Source organism: Allocoleopsis sp., assembly GCF_036703385.1.
Taxonomy (GTDB): domain Bacteria; phylum Cyanobacteriota; class Cyanobacteriia; order Cyanobacteriales; family Coleofasciculaceae; genus Allocoleopsis.
On sequence record NZ_DATNPA010000765.1, the window covers coordinates 1 to 17408 of the forward strand.

A 17408-nucleotide genomic window follows, 5' to 3' on the forward strand; every position below is an offset into this window, starting at 1 on the left:
AAAGCGCTACGTGATGCAGGTGCAACTGAAGTACATATGCGCATCTCCTCACCGCCAGTGACTCACCCTTGCTTCTATGGCATTGATACAGATAGCCAAGACCAATTAATTGCAGCAACGAAGTCAGTGGAAGACATTGCTAAGCAAATTGGTGTGGATAGTTTGGCTTATCTGAGTTGGAAGGGAATGCTGGTATGTACAGGGGAAGACCCCAACAGCTTTTGCAGTGCCTGTTTCACTGGGGATTACCCGATTCCGGTTCCAGAAATGGTCAAGCGTTCCAAGCTAATTTTGGAAAAAGTGGAAAAAGCGGTTCCAGTCTAATAGTTAGTACTCGTAGTTAGTACTCGCTCGTAAAACGAGAACATCTTAGAGTAGGCATTCCCTACTCTAACGCTAGGGCGTGTTTTGAAACCCGGAGATCCCCCCCTTCCCCCCGTTGAATCAAAGGCTTCGTCCTTACTCCTCTCCCCTTTTAGGGGAGAGCGAGAGGGGTGGGGAGAATTCAATCAAAGTTCCCCTTTTTAACTCTGATTTAGGGGGATCTCCACTGATATAAACGAAGCCAATAAAGTTTGAAAACACGCCCTAGCATTCTTGCACACTTTCTACCTCAAGTTGTGTTTCTCCCAGATACTTTTGCAAATAAGGTGAGAACACTTCATAAATTAGCGTTAGAGGCTGCCCGTGATGCCAAAACAGGTAGTGGCGTCCCCAGAATGGGCCTTTTTCCTCAAAAGCCGTCTCTAGCGCCTCACAGTGACCGTAATAAATTCCCTGAATATCCCGATATAGCTCACTCCGTAGGCGAGATAGGCTTGCCCAAATCGGTATATTCCGATTTTGCAAATACTCATCAACATGGTTAGCATCCCACCAAGAAGCGGCATAGGCAAGTCGCTGACCCGATGCTTTGCGTAACCAGACTTGTCGTCGTAGTCTTGGCGCGGGTACGGCTTGGATGTGCTTGGGTGCCCCATCATCTGCCATTCCAATGATGGACATATCGATGACATCGACTTCCGTTGGCTCAGTTGTGAGGAGTTGTAGGTGGCGAGTTGGAGAGCCATCTCCTAAGAGTAATATCTGCCAAGCGGGTGCCAGCTGACTATGGGGTAGTCCTTGCTGAACGATTTCTTCTCCTCCCTCCCAGATGGGATCGAGGGCGTGCCAAGTGGTGGTTATACTGGCGCTGTTGGTGGGTTTAACAGTTGCAGCCAAGGTGTTTACAAAACTTAATATCTACACCAATAATGATAGCGCTCTAAGCCTATTGCTCCAGTTCATCTAGCGCGAAAATCTCTGTGCAAGCTGCAAGATTGCGCCGCTCATCGGTTGACTCGATCCTAGCGACTTGTTGAGCAACTTGCTCTAGCAGGGCTTCTGGTGAGTTAGTTTGAGTTAAAGGGGCTAAGGGTAAAAGAGCTGGGAGGGCTGAGCGTGAAACATGAAATTATTGAGCTGTTGGGGCATCGGGTCAGGTTAGTAGATCTGAGCCGACCATTAGGACCAACCTTAAGTGAACCCACCCCTCCTCGCGTCAACCACATTTCACACGAGGAATGCTCCCAAATGTGGGAGTTTCTGTTCGGTATACCACCTACCGCACTTCCGCTAGGACTAGGTTTTGCAGGGGAGATTATTGAGACCTCAACCCATGCTGGGACTCACTTGGATGCACCTTGGCACTACGCCCCTACTTCAGAGGGAGAACCTGCATGGACAATTGATCAGATACCGCTTCAGTGGTTTGTGGGCAAGGCAATTGTTTTAGACGTATCAGATTTATCTACGGGCTATCTTGTAACAGATAAAGACGTTGAAAAACGACTGAATAAACTCAATCATTTACTTTGCCCTGGTGAGATTGTTCTCTTTCGTACTGGAGCTGATGCAGTATGGGGTTCTGAAGAATTTTTTAGCTACGGGTGTGGTCTTGGGCAGGAGGCAGTACTATATCTTGTTGACAAGGGGGTGCGGGTCATCGGCACAGATGCTTGGAGTCTGGATCGACCCTACCCAATGATTGGCAATGAGTGGGAAACATTCCATGACCCCGCGCGGTTGTGGCCAGCACATTTTGCTGGAATTAAACGCAAGTATAGCCAAATTGAGAAACTGACTAATTTAGAGGCATTACCACCTATCGGAAGTACTATTTTATGCTTTCCAATTAAGGTAGAGGGTGGTAGTGGAGCCTGGTCTCGGGTTGTTGGTCTTATTCCAGAAGAGAAGGTGTGAACGCAGCCCAACGCTATTGCCTACAGCACCAAGTCTCTTGGACGCGAACAATAGTCCCACTATGCTAACCTAGAGGCTCCTTTCTTGAGCAAGACGATCGCATCCTCCGAAATTCACTGGTTTTGGTGAGAAGCGATCGCTGTTCGCTAATTCATCGGCTAATTAACTAAGTGTTTAACAATGCGGATGGCGAGACTCGAACTCGCAAGGCAAAGCCACACGCCCCTCAAACGTGCGCGTATACCAATTCCGCCACATCCGCTTATTGCTCATCATAACAGAAAGATGGCGGTTATGACTGAGGATATTTTTTTTCCTAGATTACTTAACGTCGTTAAAACTTTTAGCGATCGCTGAGAAGGCGGGAGTGGCGAAGCCAATCGCTCTAGGGTGCTGTGAAGAAACTTCCACATCCAGGTGGATTTACCTTACTCACCTTAGCCACAACACAACTTTTACACGAAAAGTACGAATAGAGGACGCGATCGCCTCTATCCTATCTGATACGGGTATAGCAGCGCTGTTCTATGCACTTCTCAAAAATCTTGATTGCCAATCGCGGGGAAATTGCCCTGCGGATTCTCCGAACCTGTGAAGAAATGGGGATTGGCACGGTTGCCGTCCACTCCACTATTGACCGACACGCCCTTCATGTCCAACTCGCCGATGAAGCCGTTTGCATCGGCGATTCCCCCAGTAGCAAAAGTTATCTCAATATTCCCAACATCATTGCAGCTGCCTTGACACGCAACGCCACTGCTATTCATCCGGGGTATGGCTTTTTGGCAGAGAATGCTCGCTTTGCTGAAATTTGTGCCGATCATCAAATTTCCTTCATTGGCCCCACCCCAGACGCCATCCGGGCAATGGGGGATAAATCCACCGCCAAAGAAACCATGATTCGTGCTGGTGTTCCCACTGTGCCAGGGAGTGAGGGACTCCTGATGAGCGATCGCGAAGCCCATGCGATCGCGCAGAAAATTGGCCTTCCAGTGATGATCAAAGCCACGGCGGGAGGAGGGGGACGCGGGATGCGTCTAGTCAGAGATGAGAGTGACCTGACCAAACTCTTCCTCGCTGCCCAAGGAGAAGCCGAAGCCGCCTTTGGCAATCCCGGCGTTTATCTCGAAAAATTTGTCGAACGTCCCCGTCATATCGAATTTCAAATCCTGGCGGATAGCTACGGCAACGTCATCCATCTCGGTGAGCGAGACTGCTCCATCCAACGGCGACATCAAAAACTCTTGGAAGAAGCGCCCAGTCCAGCGCTCACCCCAGAACTGCGAGAAAAAATGGGGATGGCAGCCGTTATGGCAGCAAAATCCATCAACTATATCGGTGCAGGTACCGTCGAATTTCTCCTAGATGCCTCCGGTGCCTTCTACTTCATGGAAATGAATACCCGCATCCAAGTTGAGCATCCTATAACCGAAATGATCACAGGTTTAGACTTGATTGCCGAGCAAATTCGCGTCGCTCAAGGGGAGAAATTACAGCTGACCCAAGACCAAGTTGTTCTCAAAGGTCATGCGATCGAATGCCGGATTAATGCCGAAGACCCCGAACATAACTTCCGTCCCCAACCCGGACGGATTAGCGGTTATCTGCCACCTGGAGGCCCAGGCGTTCGCATGGATTCCCATGTCTACACCGATTACGAAATTCCCCCCTACTACGACTCGTTGATTGGCAAGTTAGTTGTTTGGGGGCCGAATCGTGAGGCGGCCATTAGACGGATGAAACGAGCACTGCGGGAGTGTGCCATTACAGGCGTCCCAACCACAATTGGTTTCCATCAAAAAATCATGGAAACATCAGCCTTTCTTAAAGGGGAAGTTTATACCAATTTTGTGGAGCAGATGATGAACTCTGCCAAGGGCTGAGGATTAGGGATAGCAACGGGAAAAGTGTCACTGACCCTGCGCTCTCATCGACAGGGCTTGGAAGAGGAAGGCTCACCAACTTCTTAATTCAGGACTAAACCAGTGTCTAGCCAATTGCTGAACTATCTGGGAGTGGTATCCCGCAAGACGTTAAGAATGCCTCCCTAGTTTTTAACCTCTCTGGTAGTCAGCAGCGTTAGCGAAGCGGTAGCGACGAAGGAGCGTCAGGGAAATATATACCTAGAAATAGGACTTATCGTAAATGTTTCTTCCCGTTGTAAATAGTGAGAATAGACCGTTAATGCCGACTACTCCAAGCCGTGCAAGGCGTTGGATTAAGTCAGGCAAGGCAACCCCATTTTGGAAGAAAGGAGTGTTTTGTGTTCGACTCAACGTAGAACCCTCTAACACGACTCGCCAACTGATAGCAGTAGGGATTGACCCCGGTTCAAAGCGAGAAGCATTTAAAGAAAGACCTACACCGGAAAACAATTAGCTTGCACAGTCTCTCAACTGGCAAGCGCCTAACCCAGAACGCTCTTGCCTCAGACATTAAATTTCTTACCTTTAATTCTTGGAGGGTAGGCGCTTAAAAGCGCTCCCTTGTGTTCCTCCACAAACTCTCATCTGCGTGGTTTCCCACTACGACAATCATGAAGTATCGCTACTGCATCCTGGGCTACGCCCTACCCTTCAGGAAACGGGTAAGCGGCGCTCACGCTAACATCCTTTATACTCAAAACTTCTTCAATGCATCATTGTTAGCAGTCCCTGCTGACCTAGGAGAATTTCCCGGAGCAGGCTGAAAATTCCTACCCCAATAATCGGTGTAATGTCAACCCCCCCAATGGGCGGTACAATTTTGCGCATGGGTACTAAAAAGGGTTCTGTCGGCCAAGCTACTAAATTAAACGGTAAGCGATTGAGGTCTAGCTGGGGATACCAGGTGAGAACAATTCGGAAGATAAACAAAAAGATCATCAGCCCGAGTAAAGAACCAAGAATCCAAGGAGCAAACGTAGAAACAGTCATAAGTTGTGTTGTTACGTATCAAGGTCAAGCCTTCGCCCAAGGCAGGCTAAAAAACGTTTTAAAGCCATTTATCTTAATTTTAATCGGGATAACTACACGAATGTTAACGAGCTTTTAAGGGACTAAGGGATATGGAAAGCAGCAAGGGCTGGTCGTCGCCGATCGCACAGGCTAGCGCGGCTGATCTAGTTCGGACATCATTGAGGAACCTGAACAGGTCTCTTATTCGAGCATTTTTTAGCTACCCAGGCACACTTGCGCGATCGCCGTGGTCAACATCACCGTCATAATCGTGCCTCATCTAGGCTTCTCAAGGGGCAAACAGACTATTAGAATTAGTATGAAGAATATCAAAAAGGGTTGAAATTCTATGACGCCATCGTTAGCAAACTTTTTGTGGAGTCTCGTTTGGGGTGCTGTGATTGTTGTAATTCCCATAACAATTGGCCTAGTCTTTATCAGCCAGAGGGATAAAATCCAGCGTTCCTAAGCAGGAGCGGCAAATTCTTAAAAATTTGATTCAAGGACAGGGCAGCAAGAGACTGAGCTGCCCTATTTTGCTCGGATCAGGTCTTGTCCGTTGAATAAGGGTAAAATGTCAACTGCCATAGGAGGAAAAAAAGCTTCAGCGGATATAAGCCTTACCTAGCAAAGGACAAGCTTTACCCAGGACTCTCGCTAAATTAGAAATTTACGTCTTAACAGAATCGCCGGGAAATCCCCCTGAGCCTCAGGCACTGGCAGTACTTCACTTTAGGTCTTATTGAAAAGAAAAAGGCTTCTAATACTAAAATGCGTTTGCCCTACCATTTATGCCCTGTCTGGAAGTACAGGGGATAGATTGCTAGCTTGGTGTAAGGATAACTCGCTACCATAGGACTGACTTAGGAGAGCAGCAATGGTAAATTTTGGGCTGAATTCAGCCAGTATTTTAGGTATTTTTCTGGCCGTTGCAGGAGCAGCGCTCTACTTCATGCGTTCGGTACGTCCAGAGCTATCACGAGACCAGGATATATTTTTTGCGGCAGTGGGACTCTTGTGCGGCTTTATTCTGTTATTCCAGGGATGGCGACTCGATCCAATTCTGCAATTTGGTCAGTTTCTTCTGACCGGCACGACTATCTTTTTCGCTTATGAAGCCATTCGTCTACGGGGTGTCGCGACAAAAGTGGTGAAAGAGAGGACGCCCATAGTGGACGATGAGCGACCTGTGAGTAAAGCGTATCGATACGATCCGGACACAGAGTACTACGATCAACTAGAGCCGGAGGAAGAGCGATATGTGAAGCGTCGTCTGCGGGGAACGGAAACGGAAGACTCCTACAGTACTCGCACAGAGGAAGCTCGCCGTCTAAAGACTCGAACGGGATCGGAAAAACAGGGATCGGGAGAGAAATCCCGCTCACGTCGCCCTCGTCCCACGGGTCGCCCTTCAGAACCACCTGTAGAGAGATGGGACGCTGAAATAGATAGTAGAGAGAGTAGCGACTGGGAAGACCCCTCGTCTCGCAGTAGCCGTCCTCGACCCTCAACGCGCCCGGAAAGCCGCGACTCGGAGACGGCTTCTAGACCCAGAAAACGTCGCCCATCCCAAGACCGGGGATCAACTTCATCCTCTAGAGAGGTGGAACCCTCATCGAGAGGCGAATATGTTGATTACCAACCCATAGATTCCTCTGAGGAAGAAGGCGATAATTCAGGCTCAGGGCGTTTCGACTACTAAGCGGTTGCTCGATGCTTTTCAAGCACTTCTACTGAACAAGGGGTTCGGTCTTGAAAAATCCATCGGATAGGGGTCGTGAAAACGTGTTGGTAAAGCGCTTATTAGTGCAGCTTCACGACAGGCGACGTTGCCTGTTCCATAGGAGAAAATTGACGGTAGGATTGACTATTCGCCGATGCTTTAGTGGGAGTATAGGGCTCAGCCTGATGGGTATAGTGGCAGCTTGTAGCCCAACCACGCCCTACCAGGAACCTGTTGCTCTTAACAGCCGTTATACAAATGAGCAACCGGCGTTGAGTGGCAATGGTCAATTTCTTGCGTTTGTTTCTAACCGGGATAGCGATCGCAAAATTGTGATGTATGACCTGGAAAAAAAATATTTTGTGGATTTACCGGGCTTGAATCGACCTTCAGCGATCGCAGAAAATCCCAGTCTGAGCCGTACTGGTCGCTATATTGCTTACATAGCCAGCGACCAAGGACGCCCAGAAATCGAAGTATATGACCGAGCAACCAAGCGCTCAGAAATCCTCACTATTGGTTATCGGGGCTGGGTGAGAAATCCTAGTATTAGTCCTGATGGCCGCTATATTGTATTTGAAACGAGTCGTCGGGGTCAGTGGGATGTTGAAGTACTAGACCGGGGGCCGAATATTGAATTAGATATCGCAGAGGGCAGCCGCTCATTCCGACGATAGAGGCTCAAGGATGAAGGATTTACTATTTTGGCTCCAAGTTCTAGTGCTGGATGAACCCTTCAACCCATAAGGCGTTCAGTCTTTTCATACTTCATACTTCACACTTCATATTTGATATTTTTTGGTGGAGCGTTATTTTTTACTATCAGCCGCCGCAGCTGTGACAGGTTTGTTAACAAGCTGCACCAATCCTACGCGCCTGCTCGATTTTCCCTTTGATCCAGGGGGGCGCAGTTTAAATAGTCCAGCATCAGAATTAAATCCTCAAGTATCTGGACGGTACATTGTTCTTGTGTCTGATCGGCGTGGAAGTCCAGATGTTTATCTGTATGACGCGAATACCCAAAATTTGATCGACCTACCAGGACTAAATTCCTTGGATGCGATCGCCTCTCACCCCAGCGTGACTGAAGATGGTAATACAATTGCCTTTGCCGCAATACGTCAAGGGCGTTCCGGAATCTACCTTTACAACCGAGGAACGCTTCAGTTACGGAATCTTACAGAAAATCTCCGAGCCGAAGTGCGTAATCCAACTATTAGTGCTGACGGCAGTACCATTGCCTTTGAATCGAGCCAGAATGGTAGGTGGGAAATTGTGGTTTATGACCGTTCTGGGAAACCTCTCAATTTACCAGCACCACTTCCCTAGGTTTAGTGGCACTGACTTAAGCCAAAAGTAGTCGTTCTTTGAGAAAAACCCAGATTGGGGGGTCTCCCCCCAAACCCCCCACTGGGGGACGGAGTGCCTACCTAGAGACCCCCTGCACAAGGCTTGGTTGGTCAGCGAGGAAAGTTCTTAAATCAGTGACATTCTCCCTAGGTTCAAGCCGTGACCAGTGAACAGTTATCGGTGACCAGTGAATAGTGATCCACCCGGTAACTACATCGGTACTCAGTTGTGTGCGGTACAGTTAACTTTTGAGAAACTAACCTTGGGATCGTCGTGTCTTCTCTTCACAAGAAGCTAGGAGAGAGCAACGAATCACTTCACGATTCACTCATCTCTTTCCAGCTCAATATGCTACAAAAATTCCACAAGGTTCACCCATATCCACCCATGAGTACCAGACGCCTGCGTATCACCACACCAGGAATGATTGCTGCCGCAGCGGCTATCGGTGCTACTACCCTAAATGCGCTAAATGCGATCGCTCCTGTTGACTTCCTCAGTTTATCTCTACAACCAAACCGTGCCTTTGCCCAAGATGTTGACGAGCAAATCAACATTCGAGTCTATCAACGGGCAAGCCCAGCTGTCGTTTCGATCGATACAAATGACGGTGCAGGAAGCGGTAGTATTATCAGCTCAGATGGGCTAGTTTTGACCAATGCTCACGTTGTGGACAATACGCGTACCGTCGAGGTGACGTTGACAGACGGTCGAAAATTTTTAGCTGATGTTGTTGGTTTTGGCGCGAATGGTCTCGACCTCGCCATTGTAAAAATTCGAGGAGCGAACAATTTACCAACGATTACCTTGGCTCGTAGCCCCGTACAAGTTGGTCAGAGGGCGTTTGCCATTGGTAATCCCTTTGGTCGATTTCAGGGAACTTTCACGACTGGAATTGTCAGTCGTATCGATAGAGAACGAGGCTTGATTCAAACCGATGCGGCTATCAATCCCGGTAATTCGGGCGGTCCCCTTCTGAATAGTCAGGGTGAATTGATGGGTGTGAATACGGCAATTTTTACCGATAGTCGTACTGGTGGCAATATTGGGATTGGTTTTGCGATCGCTCTTGAGAGAGTACAACCTTTCCTCGCGGCGGTGCGCTCCGGAAGCGCTCCTCAGACTACTCAGCGCCAAGGACCAGACCCTGGTAGGACGGCTCCTAAACCCCTAGTCCTCAATGGTTCCGTAATTACTGGCTCTCTGGGGCGGGGGAGTAGTGTTTTGCCCGTGGATAATAGCTTCTTTGACCTCTATACCTTTGAAGGGAGAGCAGGTCAGCGCATCCAACTTGACATGGCAAGCCAGGAAATTGACTCCTATTTGATTCTGATCGATCCCAATGGTAATGAGGTGGCCCAAAATGATGACAGTGGGGGCGGGCCTAATGCTCGAATAGTCGCCACCCTTCCTGCCGATGGAACCTACCTGTTGATGGCAAACTCCTCTGAAGCAGGGCAAGCTGGAGCTTATCGCTTACGCGCCCAAGCGACGGCTGTTGGCAGTTCCAATGCAGTCAACCAGGAACGTGTTATTTTACGACAACAGGGTATCCTTGGCCCTGGTTCTTTTGTGTTGCCTTCGGATGGCAGTTTGTTCAGAGTCCACGCTTTTGAAGGCCGCGCTGGTCAGTCAGTGACGCTTAACTTAGCCAGTCCTGATTTTAAAACTTACCTGGCACTGCTCGATCCCAGCGGTCAGTCCATTGGCGAAAATGATCAGGTTAGCCAGAATGACAACACTTCCAGCTTGACTGTTACCTTGCCCCAAACTGGTATCTATCGGGTGATTGTTAATGCGTATGACAGAAGGGGGAGAGGTCGGTACCTTTTGACAATCCGGTAACGGGAAGGTTGAAGGTTGGAGGTTGAAGGTTGAAGGTTGAAGGTTGGAGATTGAAAGTCTTTCCCACTGTTCTAACCTTCAACGTGTTAACGTGCGTTAGCGATAGCGACGCTCCTAAAGTTACGTTCAACCCTCTCAATAACCTTCAACCTGTTAACCTGCTAACATTCAACGTACTAAAGCAGACCTAACCAGGTAAGTAGACCTTGACCGGTGAGCAATTCCAGTATTAATAAACCAACGAAGCCAATCATGGCAAACCGACCATTGATTTGCTCAGCATAGGCAGTCCAACCAAAAGCGGGTTCAGGTTGGTTAAAAGACTCTTTGGGGGATTGGTCAGCCGTAGTCGTTTCAGACTTCATGATTTTGATGCCGCGTCCTCCTTAGACGTTTCAGACTCGAAGTTTTGCACGGATTCAATGAGCGATCGCACTTGTGCAGTTCCCTCGGAGCGATCAAACCCTAAGGGAAATTTCCCGCGTGCGATCATCCGTACTCCCAATGGCCCTAAACTCAGTAAGCCCTTAATATCCCGGAATGAATTGCCAACGACCTGTATGCCAAACATCCGCTCATCGACCCAGCCTCCTCGTTTCACTAAATTTATTAGTGTCTTACGGTGACGGATCTGGCGGCTAGCTTGGTCGTCCTTACGCTCCAGAATTTCCTGTTTAATCTTACCGATTTGATCCATCGGAGCCACCTCCATCGGGCAAACCGCATTACACATTAAACAGCGGGTGCAACCCCACACCCCTTTAGTGCCTTCATTGTATTTTTCCAGGCGGCTTTCTTTTTGGCTGTCGCGAGAATCAGCCACCATGCGCTGTGCTTTCGCTAAGGCATGAGGCCCCACAAAGTCCGAATTGACTTCGCGAGCATTGCACTCCGAATAACAGGCTCCGCATAGGATACAATTACCCATCTGATCTAAGCGCGATCGCTCTTCGGGGGTCTGCAAAAACTCCCGTTCAGGAATCGCCCTTGCCCCCGTGCTGACATAGGGATCGACAGCTTCCAAGTTATCCCAGAAGCTACGCATATCTACGACTAAATCCTTAACCACCGGCATATTCCCCATTGGGGCAATAGTTATTTCTGGTATCTCAGATGAGCCGTTTGTTGGTAACCTCTTGAGTTCAGCACCTACATTTTCTTTACAAGCCAAAGCCGAGCGACCATTGATTCGCATACTACAGCTGCCGCAAATTGTATTGCGACAATTCTTGCGAAAAGCAAGGCTGCCATCTTGCTCCCACTTAATACGATTCAGACAGTCCAGAATCGTATTTCCTTCCTCCACATCCAGCGTAAAAGTCTGAAACTCAGGGGAGGAGTTTTGGGTCTGTCGAAGTATTTTAAAACAAACTTGCATATTGACAAGCTCTAGAAGCTCGAAATACCTACATAACAACTCGGCTGTTCACGAGCCATGACAACACGACTCGCTATTACCCGATCTCTCACTCCTTATAATAGCTGGAGATTTTTCAAGCGCTGTGTACAGTCTATGACATAAGTGGCAACCTCTCATACTAAAATGCTTCTATTTTGATCGAACGACCCAGGAAATTGCCCTAGGGGGAATTTTACTCATAGAAGCGTTAATGAGTGTAGAAAAATCCGCAATTGCTAAAATGCATGAAGATTAGAAGAAATGATCGAAAAACACTTGTCAATGGAGATAGATTTAACGATATATTTTTTATAGAGCTTTCATCGCTCGACAGAAAATGACCAATACCATCCTGAAGTTTGAAGGATATCTTGCAAAAGTATGACAGAAACCCAAACTACTCCACTCACAGGGAAAGCCTTGCTTCAAAAAGTAAAAGAGCTTTCCCACTTGCCCCGGCGAGAAACAGCAAAACGCTGTGGCTATTACACGGTAACTAAAAATGACCAAACCCGCGTCAATTTAACAGATTTTTATGACGCAGTACTAGCCGCTAAAGGTGTTCCTCTCGATCCAGAGGGAACAAAAGATGGTCGTGGTCGGGAGCCGACCTATCGGGTGAGCGTCCATAAAAACGGTCAAATTGTTATTGGTGCCACCTACACTCAGGCAATGGGATTAAAGCCCGGTGATGAGTTTGAAATTAAACTGGGCTACAAGCATATCCATCTAAAACAGGTGGATGGTGACCCAACCAGGGTTGAAGACCAAGAATTGGCAACCGCCAATGCGTAATTGGTGACCCTTAAGGATGGGTTGCGGATTGCTCCATCCTTTGCACCCTTTCGATAATGTAGCTCCTCACAATTTGCCGATCTCGCCAATGGCTATATTTGAGCAGGCAGCTAATCACGGGTTGATGTCTCTGGTAACATCATCAGCTCTGATCAAAGTAGTGACTTTTTTCATCGTTTGGGTCGCTTTGTGGCTGCCTTTGGCAATTCCTATCGCTAAGCTCCTGAAATGGCATCCTCTTAAACCCTTGGCAGCAGAGCAAAAGCTGCCATTACTCGCCGCACTTTACCTAATTGCCCCCCTGATTTTGTGGGGGGCTTCTTGGGTAGAGGGGGTGTCTTTTTCTAATTACGGTTTGGACTGGAAATTACCGATTTTAAGCTCACTAGGGCAAGGATTAGGCTTAGGTGTTCTCAGCTTAATCATTGTTTTTATGGGGGAGTGGTTACTCGGTTGGATTGAGTGGCATCACCAAAATTGGCAGCGTTTAGGAAAAGTCTTGCTGCCAGTACTGTTTTTAGGATTGTGGATTGGGGTTACAGAAGAGTTAGTCTTTCGTGGCTTGTTACTCAATGAGCTACAACAGGATTACTCAGTCTGGGTAGCCGCTGCAATTTCTAGCGTAATTTTTGCCTTATTGCACCTCATTTGGGAACAGCAAAATACATTGCCTCAACTGCCGGGATTGTGGTTTATGGGAATGGTATTAGTGCTAGCTCGTTGGGTAGATGGCGGTAGTTTAGGTTTAGCATGGGGACTTCATGCTGGGTGGATTTGGGGCTTGACATGCCTGGATTCTGCTGAATTAATTTCTTACACAGGCAAAGGCCCAATCTGGATGACGGGTTTGGGGGAAAACCCCTTAGCTGGGGTCGCTGGTTTTCTGTGTTTACTCGGAGTCGGTGCCTTACTATTATTTCTCTTGCCTGACGCCTCATGGGATTTTAGATTTTGGATGAAAAATCTCAGCTTGTTAAGCCTAATGTGACGGTTTTTTATGATACAACTATTTCGCCTATTATTATTCGCTTTTTAGCGTCATGACGACCCATGACTGTCTCTCCGACTAAGCTGAACCTTTTGTGAGAAAATCTCATATTCCTGGTACTTGTCACATCTTTACCTCTTATGGGTGGGCTGGGTGTGGCGGGAATCAAATCCCTTTAGTCTTCCTCAACCCCTTCCGAATTGGTTTAAGGCTTGGTTTTCGATTGTATTAACCATAGGGGTGTTGCTTCCCCTGATGGCTTTGGCTTGGTGGGGCTTCTGGTTGGGGAAAACAGAGGTAGTGGTTGTGTTTGCGCCCTACTTCCTCATGCTAGGATTGCAAATTTTATCCGAAAGTGTGACCATTAATCGCTTTCACTCTTGTGTATGGGTGATGATTCCTTGTTTATACCTGCCTTACCGAATCTGGCAGTTGCACACGGGACTCACAGTTTTAGTTTTGCTGCTTCTGTCCATGCTGATAATGGGCGTTACCTTTGACATAATTTAACACCCCGCAACCTTCCCGATATCCAGGCATCTTTGGCTCGAGAAGATATCCAGGCATCTTTGGTTGGAGAAGCTGTAACCCTTCATTATAGTTTTGCAATGCTGCTTCGTAGCGATGTAAGTTGAAGAAAGCCGTGCCTCGATTAGCCCAAGCTGACCACATCTGATTGTTCGTCAAGCGTAGAGCATGATCGAAGCAAGGAATAGCCTCTTCGTATCGCCCTAAGTCTGATAATGAGCTACCACGGCTATTCCAAGCGTTATGTGCTTCGGGAAAACAAGGGTTTTGAGTAAGGGCATGATCAAAGGAAGCAATTGCTTCTTCGCAGCGCCCTAATTTCCGTAGTAGAACACCACGGTTAGTCCAGCACTCTGGGAAGTTGGGATTGAGACTTAAGGCACGATCCCAGGAAGCAATTGCCTCTTCATATTGCTCTAAGTCTTCTAAAGCAATGCCTTGACCATACCAGGCACTAGCATTCTCAGGGTCGAGACTTAAGGCACGATCCCATGCAGAGATCGCCTCTTCGTAGCGGTTTAAATCATCTAGCGCAGAACCTCGGTTAGACCAAACGTCAGAAAGATTAGGATTAATTGACAAGGCATGATCGTAGGAGCTAATCGCTTGTTCATAGTGACCTAACTTGTGCAGCGCAGAACCTCGATTAGACCAAACGTCAGAAAGATTAGGATTAATCGACAAAGCTTGGTCGTAGGAGCTAATCGCTTGTTCGTACCGCTCTAAGCGCATTAGCAAGAAGCCCTGATTGTTCCAGATCTCCTGATCGTTGGGATTGAGAGCTAGGGCATTGCTATAGGAAGCGATCGCCTCTTCATAGAAGTTTAGCTCCTATAGCAAAGCACCTTGGTCTCTCCAAGTTTTATATTCGTTAGGATTAAGAGCTAAGGCGCGACTATAGGAATCGAGTGCTTCTTCGTATCGCTCTAGGTGACTTAATACCGTGCCACGATTGCGCCAAACCTCAGAATCGTTGGCATTGAAAACTAGGAAACAGTTAAAACAGTTGAGCGCCTCTTCATAATGACCGAAACCATTCGCTAATATGCATCCTCGGATTTTCCAGAGTGTAGGACAGTCGGGATCGAGTTCCAATGCCCGATTAGATGAGGTGAGAGCCTCTTGGTATAAACCTATACTCTGTAGAGCAGAACTGCGATTACACCAAGCATGGTGATCGTTAGGATTGATTTCAATAGCACTCTCCAAAGAAAAAATTGCTTCTTCATACCTTTTCGATTGAATTAGTGCCACTCCTCGGTAAATCCAGGTATGAGGATTGTTCGGATTGATGGCAAGGGCTTCATCAAATGAGGACAGGGCACCTTGGTAATTACCTGCCTGAAATTGTTGTAAGCCTAAGTTAAACCACAATACTTCCCATTCCACTTTCATAACCTCTGGCAGCCAGCATTGTTTCTAGTTAAGAGCTACGGCTGACAGGGGAAGCCTCCGGAAATTCTGGTAGAATCCGGGCATTTCACTGGAGCAACTCAGTAGTGCATTGATTTAAATAGTCTTGCTGTCGTTCTTCGTTCATCTTCAGTCATTGAGGTGTAGGGGCGAAGCATTTGCACGAATAACTTATTGGGAAGTCCACGATGCTTGTACGCGAATGCTTCGCCCTGTCTGCGGGAAAACAATCAATCCCAATCCTTCTAAGATATTGGTTTAAATTTAAGAGGATTTTCCTCATCTTCATCCCAACTTAGAGGATTTTCCAAGATGTACCGCCTGATGTTTTCATAGGCTTTCTCATTACGAATAATTTCTTCATGATAATTCCGTTGCCATAATGTTCCTGAATTCCGAGTGATGCGGTTAACTCGGCGCGTTGCTACGGACTTGAAATTTTGCAGAATTGCTCCTATTGAACCGGATTGCGTACCGCGAGGTGGTAATATGTCGTTAGATTCCGGAAAGGGCGAAGCATTCGTGGATAGAGATTCTGGTGGTGTGTTGTTACATCCCGGAAAGGGCGAAGCATTTGTGGATAGAGATTCCGGTGATGTGTTGTTACATCCTGGCACGAATGCTTCGCCCCTACAGTTAAGGTTCGGGTTAGAGTTAAAGTCCGGGTTACAGTTATTAAGAGCGTCGGTAATAACGATAATTCCGTGTACGTGATTGGGCATGACGACAAAAGTATCCAATGCAATTAACGGAAAATGACGCGGTAAATTTTCCCAAACGGATTTAACTGTTGCACCAACAAGATTTAGGTGCATGACACCAGCCTTGATTTCTCCTAATAAACATCGCCTTTGATGGCAACAAATGGTGAAATAATACGCACCTTCTTGGGTATAGTCATATCCTTGGAGACGAATTGAGCGACGATGATGTTTTTCTGGGTTATAGTTCATATTTATCCCTTGGATGCAACCCTCAAATGAGTTCCTGAGACAAGGCAGCGATCGCCAAATAGCTCGATTATGACTCACCCCCAAATATGAGCATCGCACTTTTATGCCAACTGGCTAAAAACTCAACTACACTCTCCCCTCTCGCTACCTATGACACCATAGAGAAAGTAATCGCTTGTGTGCGAGGCTGCATAGTATGCTTAACCCCACCATTGCCATTCCCCAAACCTTCAAAGTAACTCATGAGCAGTTCCAGCAAATTGCCGCTGTTAACCGTGACTTAAGGCTCGAAAGAACGGCTACAGGAGAATTAATCGTCATGCCCCCGACTGGAAGTGAAACAGGCAACTCTAACCTAGATATTGAAGGACAACTCTGGCTGTGGAACCGTCAAAGCAATCTAGGCAAAGCGTTTAACTCTTCTACCGGATTTCATCTACCCAATGGCGCTGACCGCTCCCCAGATGCCTCCTGGGTTAAATTAGAACGATGGCAAGCTCTTACACCCAAAGAACGGGAAGGGTTTGCTCCCCTCTGTCCAGATTTTGTTGTAGAACTTCGTTCCAAGTCGGACAACATGGAACCATTGCGGGAGAAAATACGGGAATACATGGCAAATGGAGCCAGTTTGGGCTGGTTAATTGACAGGAAGAATAGGAAAGTTGAGATATATAGACTTGGTCGGAATGTTGAAATATTAGAGCATCCCACCACAGTGTCAGGCGAAGATGTGTTGCCGGGATTTATCTTAGATTTGACGGAAGTTTGGCAGTGATATCATGTCTGCTTAATGATTCATCATATCAAGTCCGTAGCTGCGCTTTAGTGCTAAAGCGCAACAAAACACAAAAATTTTCTTGAGTTTATATCACCGGACACGATGTCATATCACGCCTCAACTGGACGAATTGCTGTCAGAATTGTCACTGGGTTAAGCTGATTAAAACGAGTCAACTCTCCCACCGGTACCGATCGCGATATCTGTACTTGTACCAATCGATACTGCCAGTGACGAGAGTTGAACCACTCGAGAGCGGCGTTGAGATGTTCTAAGGTTGCTAAAGCAAGTACCACAATCCCACCGGGAACTAACCGAACGTTACAGGTATCGAGAATGGCGGTTAAATTTCCCCCGCTCCCGCCCAGAAAAACGCGCTGGGGTGCTGGAAGATGCTGCAAAATCCCCGGTGCATTGCCATGAATTGAGGTAACATTTTTCACCTGGAGGCGTTGGCAG

The 17408-nt window shown here is 47.4% G+C and carries 18 protein-coding genes, 1 tRNA gene and 2 pseudogenes; 12 read left to right on the forward strand and 9 right to left on the reverse strand.

Annotated features, from left to right (window positions below; all coding sequences use genetic code 11):
• Positions 1-324 (forward strand): annotated as a pseudogene (locus tag V6C93_RS35835) (amidophosphoribosyltransferase); the annotation flags it as partial.
• A gap of 264 nt (positions 325-588) precedes the next feature.
• Here the strand turns inward: V6C93_RS35835 and V6C93_RS35840 are convergent.
• The gene (locus V6C93_RS35840; protein ID WP_333481472.1) at positions 589-1221 is read right to left on the reverse strand and encodes a chorismate lyase; all 633 of its coding nucleotides are present in this window, start codon (positions 1219-1221) and stop codon (positions 589-591) included.
• A 219-nt stretch (positions 1222-1440) separates the two neighbouring features.
• Between V6C93_RS35840 and V6C93_RS35845 the strand changes: the two genes are divergently transcribed.
• A complete protein-coding gene (locus V6C93_RS35845; RefSeq protein WP_333481473.1) occupies positions 1441-2241 on the forward strand; it encodes a cyclase family protein in 801 nt (266 codons plus the stop codon).
• A 181-nt stretch (positions 2242-2422) separates the two neighbouring features.
• Here the strand turns inward: V6C93_RS35845 and V6C93_RS35850 are convergent.
• Positions 2423-2503, reverse strand: a tRNA-Leu gene (locus V6C93_RS35850).
• Positions 2504-2768: 265 nt separating this feature from the next.
• Between V6C93_RS35850 and accC the strand changes: the two genes are divergently transcribed.
• A complete protein-coding gene (accC, locus tag V6C93_RS35855; RefSeq protein ID WP_333481474.1) occupies positions 2769-4124 on the forward strand; it encodes an acetyl-CoA carboxylase biotin carboxylase subunit in 1356 nt (451 codons plus the stop codon).
• Positions 4125-4425: 301 nt separating this feature from the next.
• The gene (locus V6C93_RS35860) at positions 4426-4620 is read left to right on the forward strand and encodes an RRXRR domain-containing protein (protein ID WP_414644361.1); all 195 of its coding nucleotides are present in this window, start codon (positions 4426-4428) and stop codon (positions 4618-4620) included.
• A 251-nt stretch (positions 4621-4871) separates the two neighbouring features.
• Here the strand turns inward: V6C93_RS35860 and V6C93_RS35865 are convergent, their stop codons facing one another.
• Complete coding sequence (locus V6C93_RS35865; RefSeq protein WP_333481476.1) at positions 4872-5156, reverse strand: YggT family protein; 285 nt, start codon at positions 5154-5156, stop codon at positions 4872-4874.
• A 370-nt stretch (positions 5157-5526) separates the two neighbouring features.
• Between V6C93_RS35865 and psbX the strand changes: the two genes are divergently transcribed.
• The 5 genes from psbX to V6C93_RS35890 all read left to right on the forward strand — a co-directional run bounded on the left by psbX (position 5527) and on the right by V6C93_RS35890 (position 10095).
• On the forward strand, positions 5527-5646 hold the full coding sequence (gene psbX, locus V6C93_RS35870; protein ID WP_333481477.1) for a photosystem II reaction center X protein: 120 nt from the start codon (positions 5527-5529) through the stop codon (positions 5644-5646).
• A 408-nt stretch (positions 5647-6054) separates the two neighbouring features.
• On the forward strand, positions 6055-6879 hold the full coding sequence (locus V6C93_RS35875; protein ID WP_333481478.1) for a Ycf66 family protein: 825 nt from the start codon (positions 6055-6057) through the stop codon (positions 6877-6879).
• Between the two features lie 206 nt (positions 6880-7085).
• The gene (locus V6C93_RS35880) at positions 7086-7577 is read left to right on the forward strand and encodes a biopolymer transporter Tol (protein ID WP_349262943.1); all 492 of its coding nucleotides are present in this window, start codon (positions 7086-7088) and stop codon (positions 7575-7577) included.
• Between the two features lie 124 nt (positions 7578-7701).
• Entirely contained in the window at positions 7702-8229 is a 528-nt protein-coding gene (locus tag V6C93_RS35885; protein ID WP_333481480.1) for a Tol biopolymer transporter periplasmic protein, read from the forward strand.
• 408 nt (positions 8230-8637) lie between these two features.
• Positions 8638-10095 (forward strand): trypsin-like peptidase domain-containing protein, encoded by a 1458-nt coding sequence (locus V6C93_RS35890; protein ID WP_333481481.1) that lies wholly within the window; start codon positions 8638-8640, stop codon positions 10093-10095.
• A 176-nt stretch (positions 10096-10271) separates the two neighbouring features.
• On the opposite strand, the gene V6C93_RS35895 is transcribed toward V6C93_RS35890, so the two are convergent.
• Positions 10272-10460: a chlorophyll a/b-binding protein gene (locus tag V6C93_RS35895; protein WP_333481482.1), complete on the reverse strand. Its 189-nt coding sequence runs from the start codon at positions 10458-10460 to the stop codon at positions 10272-10274.
• Entirely contained in the window at positions 10457-11473 is a 1017-nt protein-coding gene (locus V6C93_RS35900) for a succinate dehydrogenase/fumarate reductase iron-sulfur subunit (protein WP_333481483.1), read from the reverse strand. The genes V6C93_RS35895 and V6C93_RS35900 overlap by 4 nt, the downstream gene beginning before the upstream one ends.
• Positions 11474-11875: 402 nt before the next feature.
• On the opposite strand from V6C93_RS35900, the gene V6C93_RS35905 reads away from it, so the two are divergent.
• Together V6C93_RS35905 and V6C93_RS35910 are read left to right on the forward strand one after the other, a co-directional pair.
• Positions 11876-12289: an AbrB family transcriptional regulator gene (locus V6C93_RS35905; protein ID WP_333481484.1), complete on the forward strand. Its 414-nt coding sequence runs from the start codon at positions 11876-11878 to the stop codon at positions 12287-12289.
• A gap of 88 nt (positions 12290-12377) precedes the next feature.
• Positions 12378-13277, forward strand: a complete 900-nt coding sequence (locus V6C93_RS35910; protein ID WP_333481485.1) for a type II CAAX endopeptidase family protein — start codon at positions 12378-12380, stop codon at positions 13275-13277.
• Positions 13278-13730: 453 nt separating this feature from the next.
• On the opposite strand, the pseudogene V6C93_RS35915 reads toward V6C93_RS35910, so the two are convergent.
• The 3 genes and pseudogenes from V6C93_RS35915 to V6C93_RS35925 form a co-directional block, all read right to left on the reverse strand.
• Positions 13731-14621 (reverse strand): annotated as a pseudogene (locus V6C93_RS35915) (tetratricopeptide repeat protein); the annotation flags it as partial.
• A gap of 15 nt (positions 14622-14636) precedes the next feature.
• The gene (locus V6C93_RS35920; protein ID WP_333481486.1) at positions 14637-15200 is read right to left on the reverse strand and encodes a tetratricopeptide repeat protein; all 564 of its coding nucleotides are present in this window, start codon (positions 15198-15200) and stop codon (positions 14637-14639) included.
• A 263-nt stretch (positions 15201-15463) separates the two neighbouring features.
• Positions 15464-16171, reverse strand: coding sequence for a transposase (locus V6C93_RS35925; protein ID WP_333481487.1), 708 nt, complete (start codon positions 16169-16171; stop codon positions 15464-15466).
• A gap of 196 nt (positions 16172-16367) precedes the next feature.
• On the opposite strand from V6C93_RS35925, the gene V6C93_RS35930 reads away from it, so the two are divergent.
• Positions 16368-16946, forward strand: coding sequence for a Uma2 family endonuclease (locus V6C93_RS35930; protein WP_333481488.1), 579 nt, complete (start codon positions 16368-16370; stop codon positions 16944-16946).
• 113 nt (positions 16947-17059) lie between these two features.
• Here V6C93_RS35930 and V6C93_RS35935 read toward each other — a convergent pair.
• Positions 17060-17408 (reverse strand): bifunctional cobalt-precorrin-7 (C(5))-methyltransferase/cobalt-precorrin-6B (C(15))-methyltransferase (locus V6C93_RS35935; protein ID WP_414644363.1); only part of this gene is annotated, 349 nt, incomplete at its 5' end.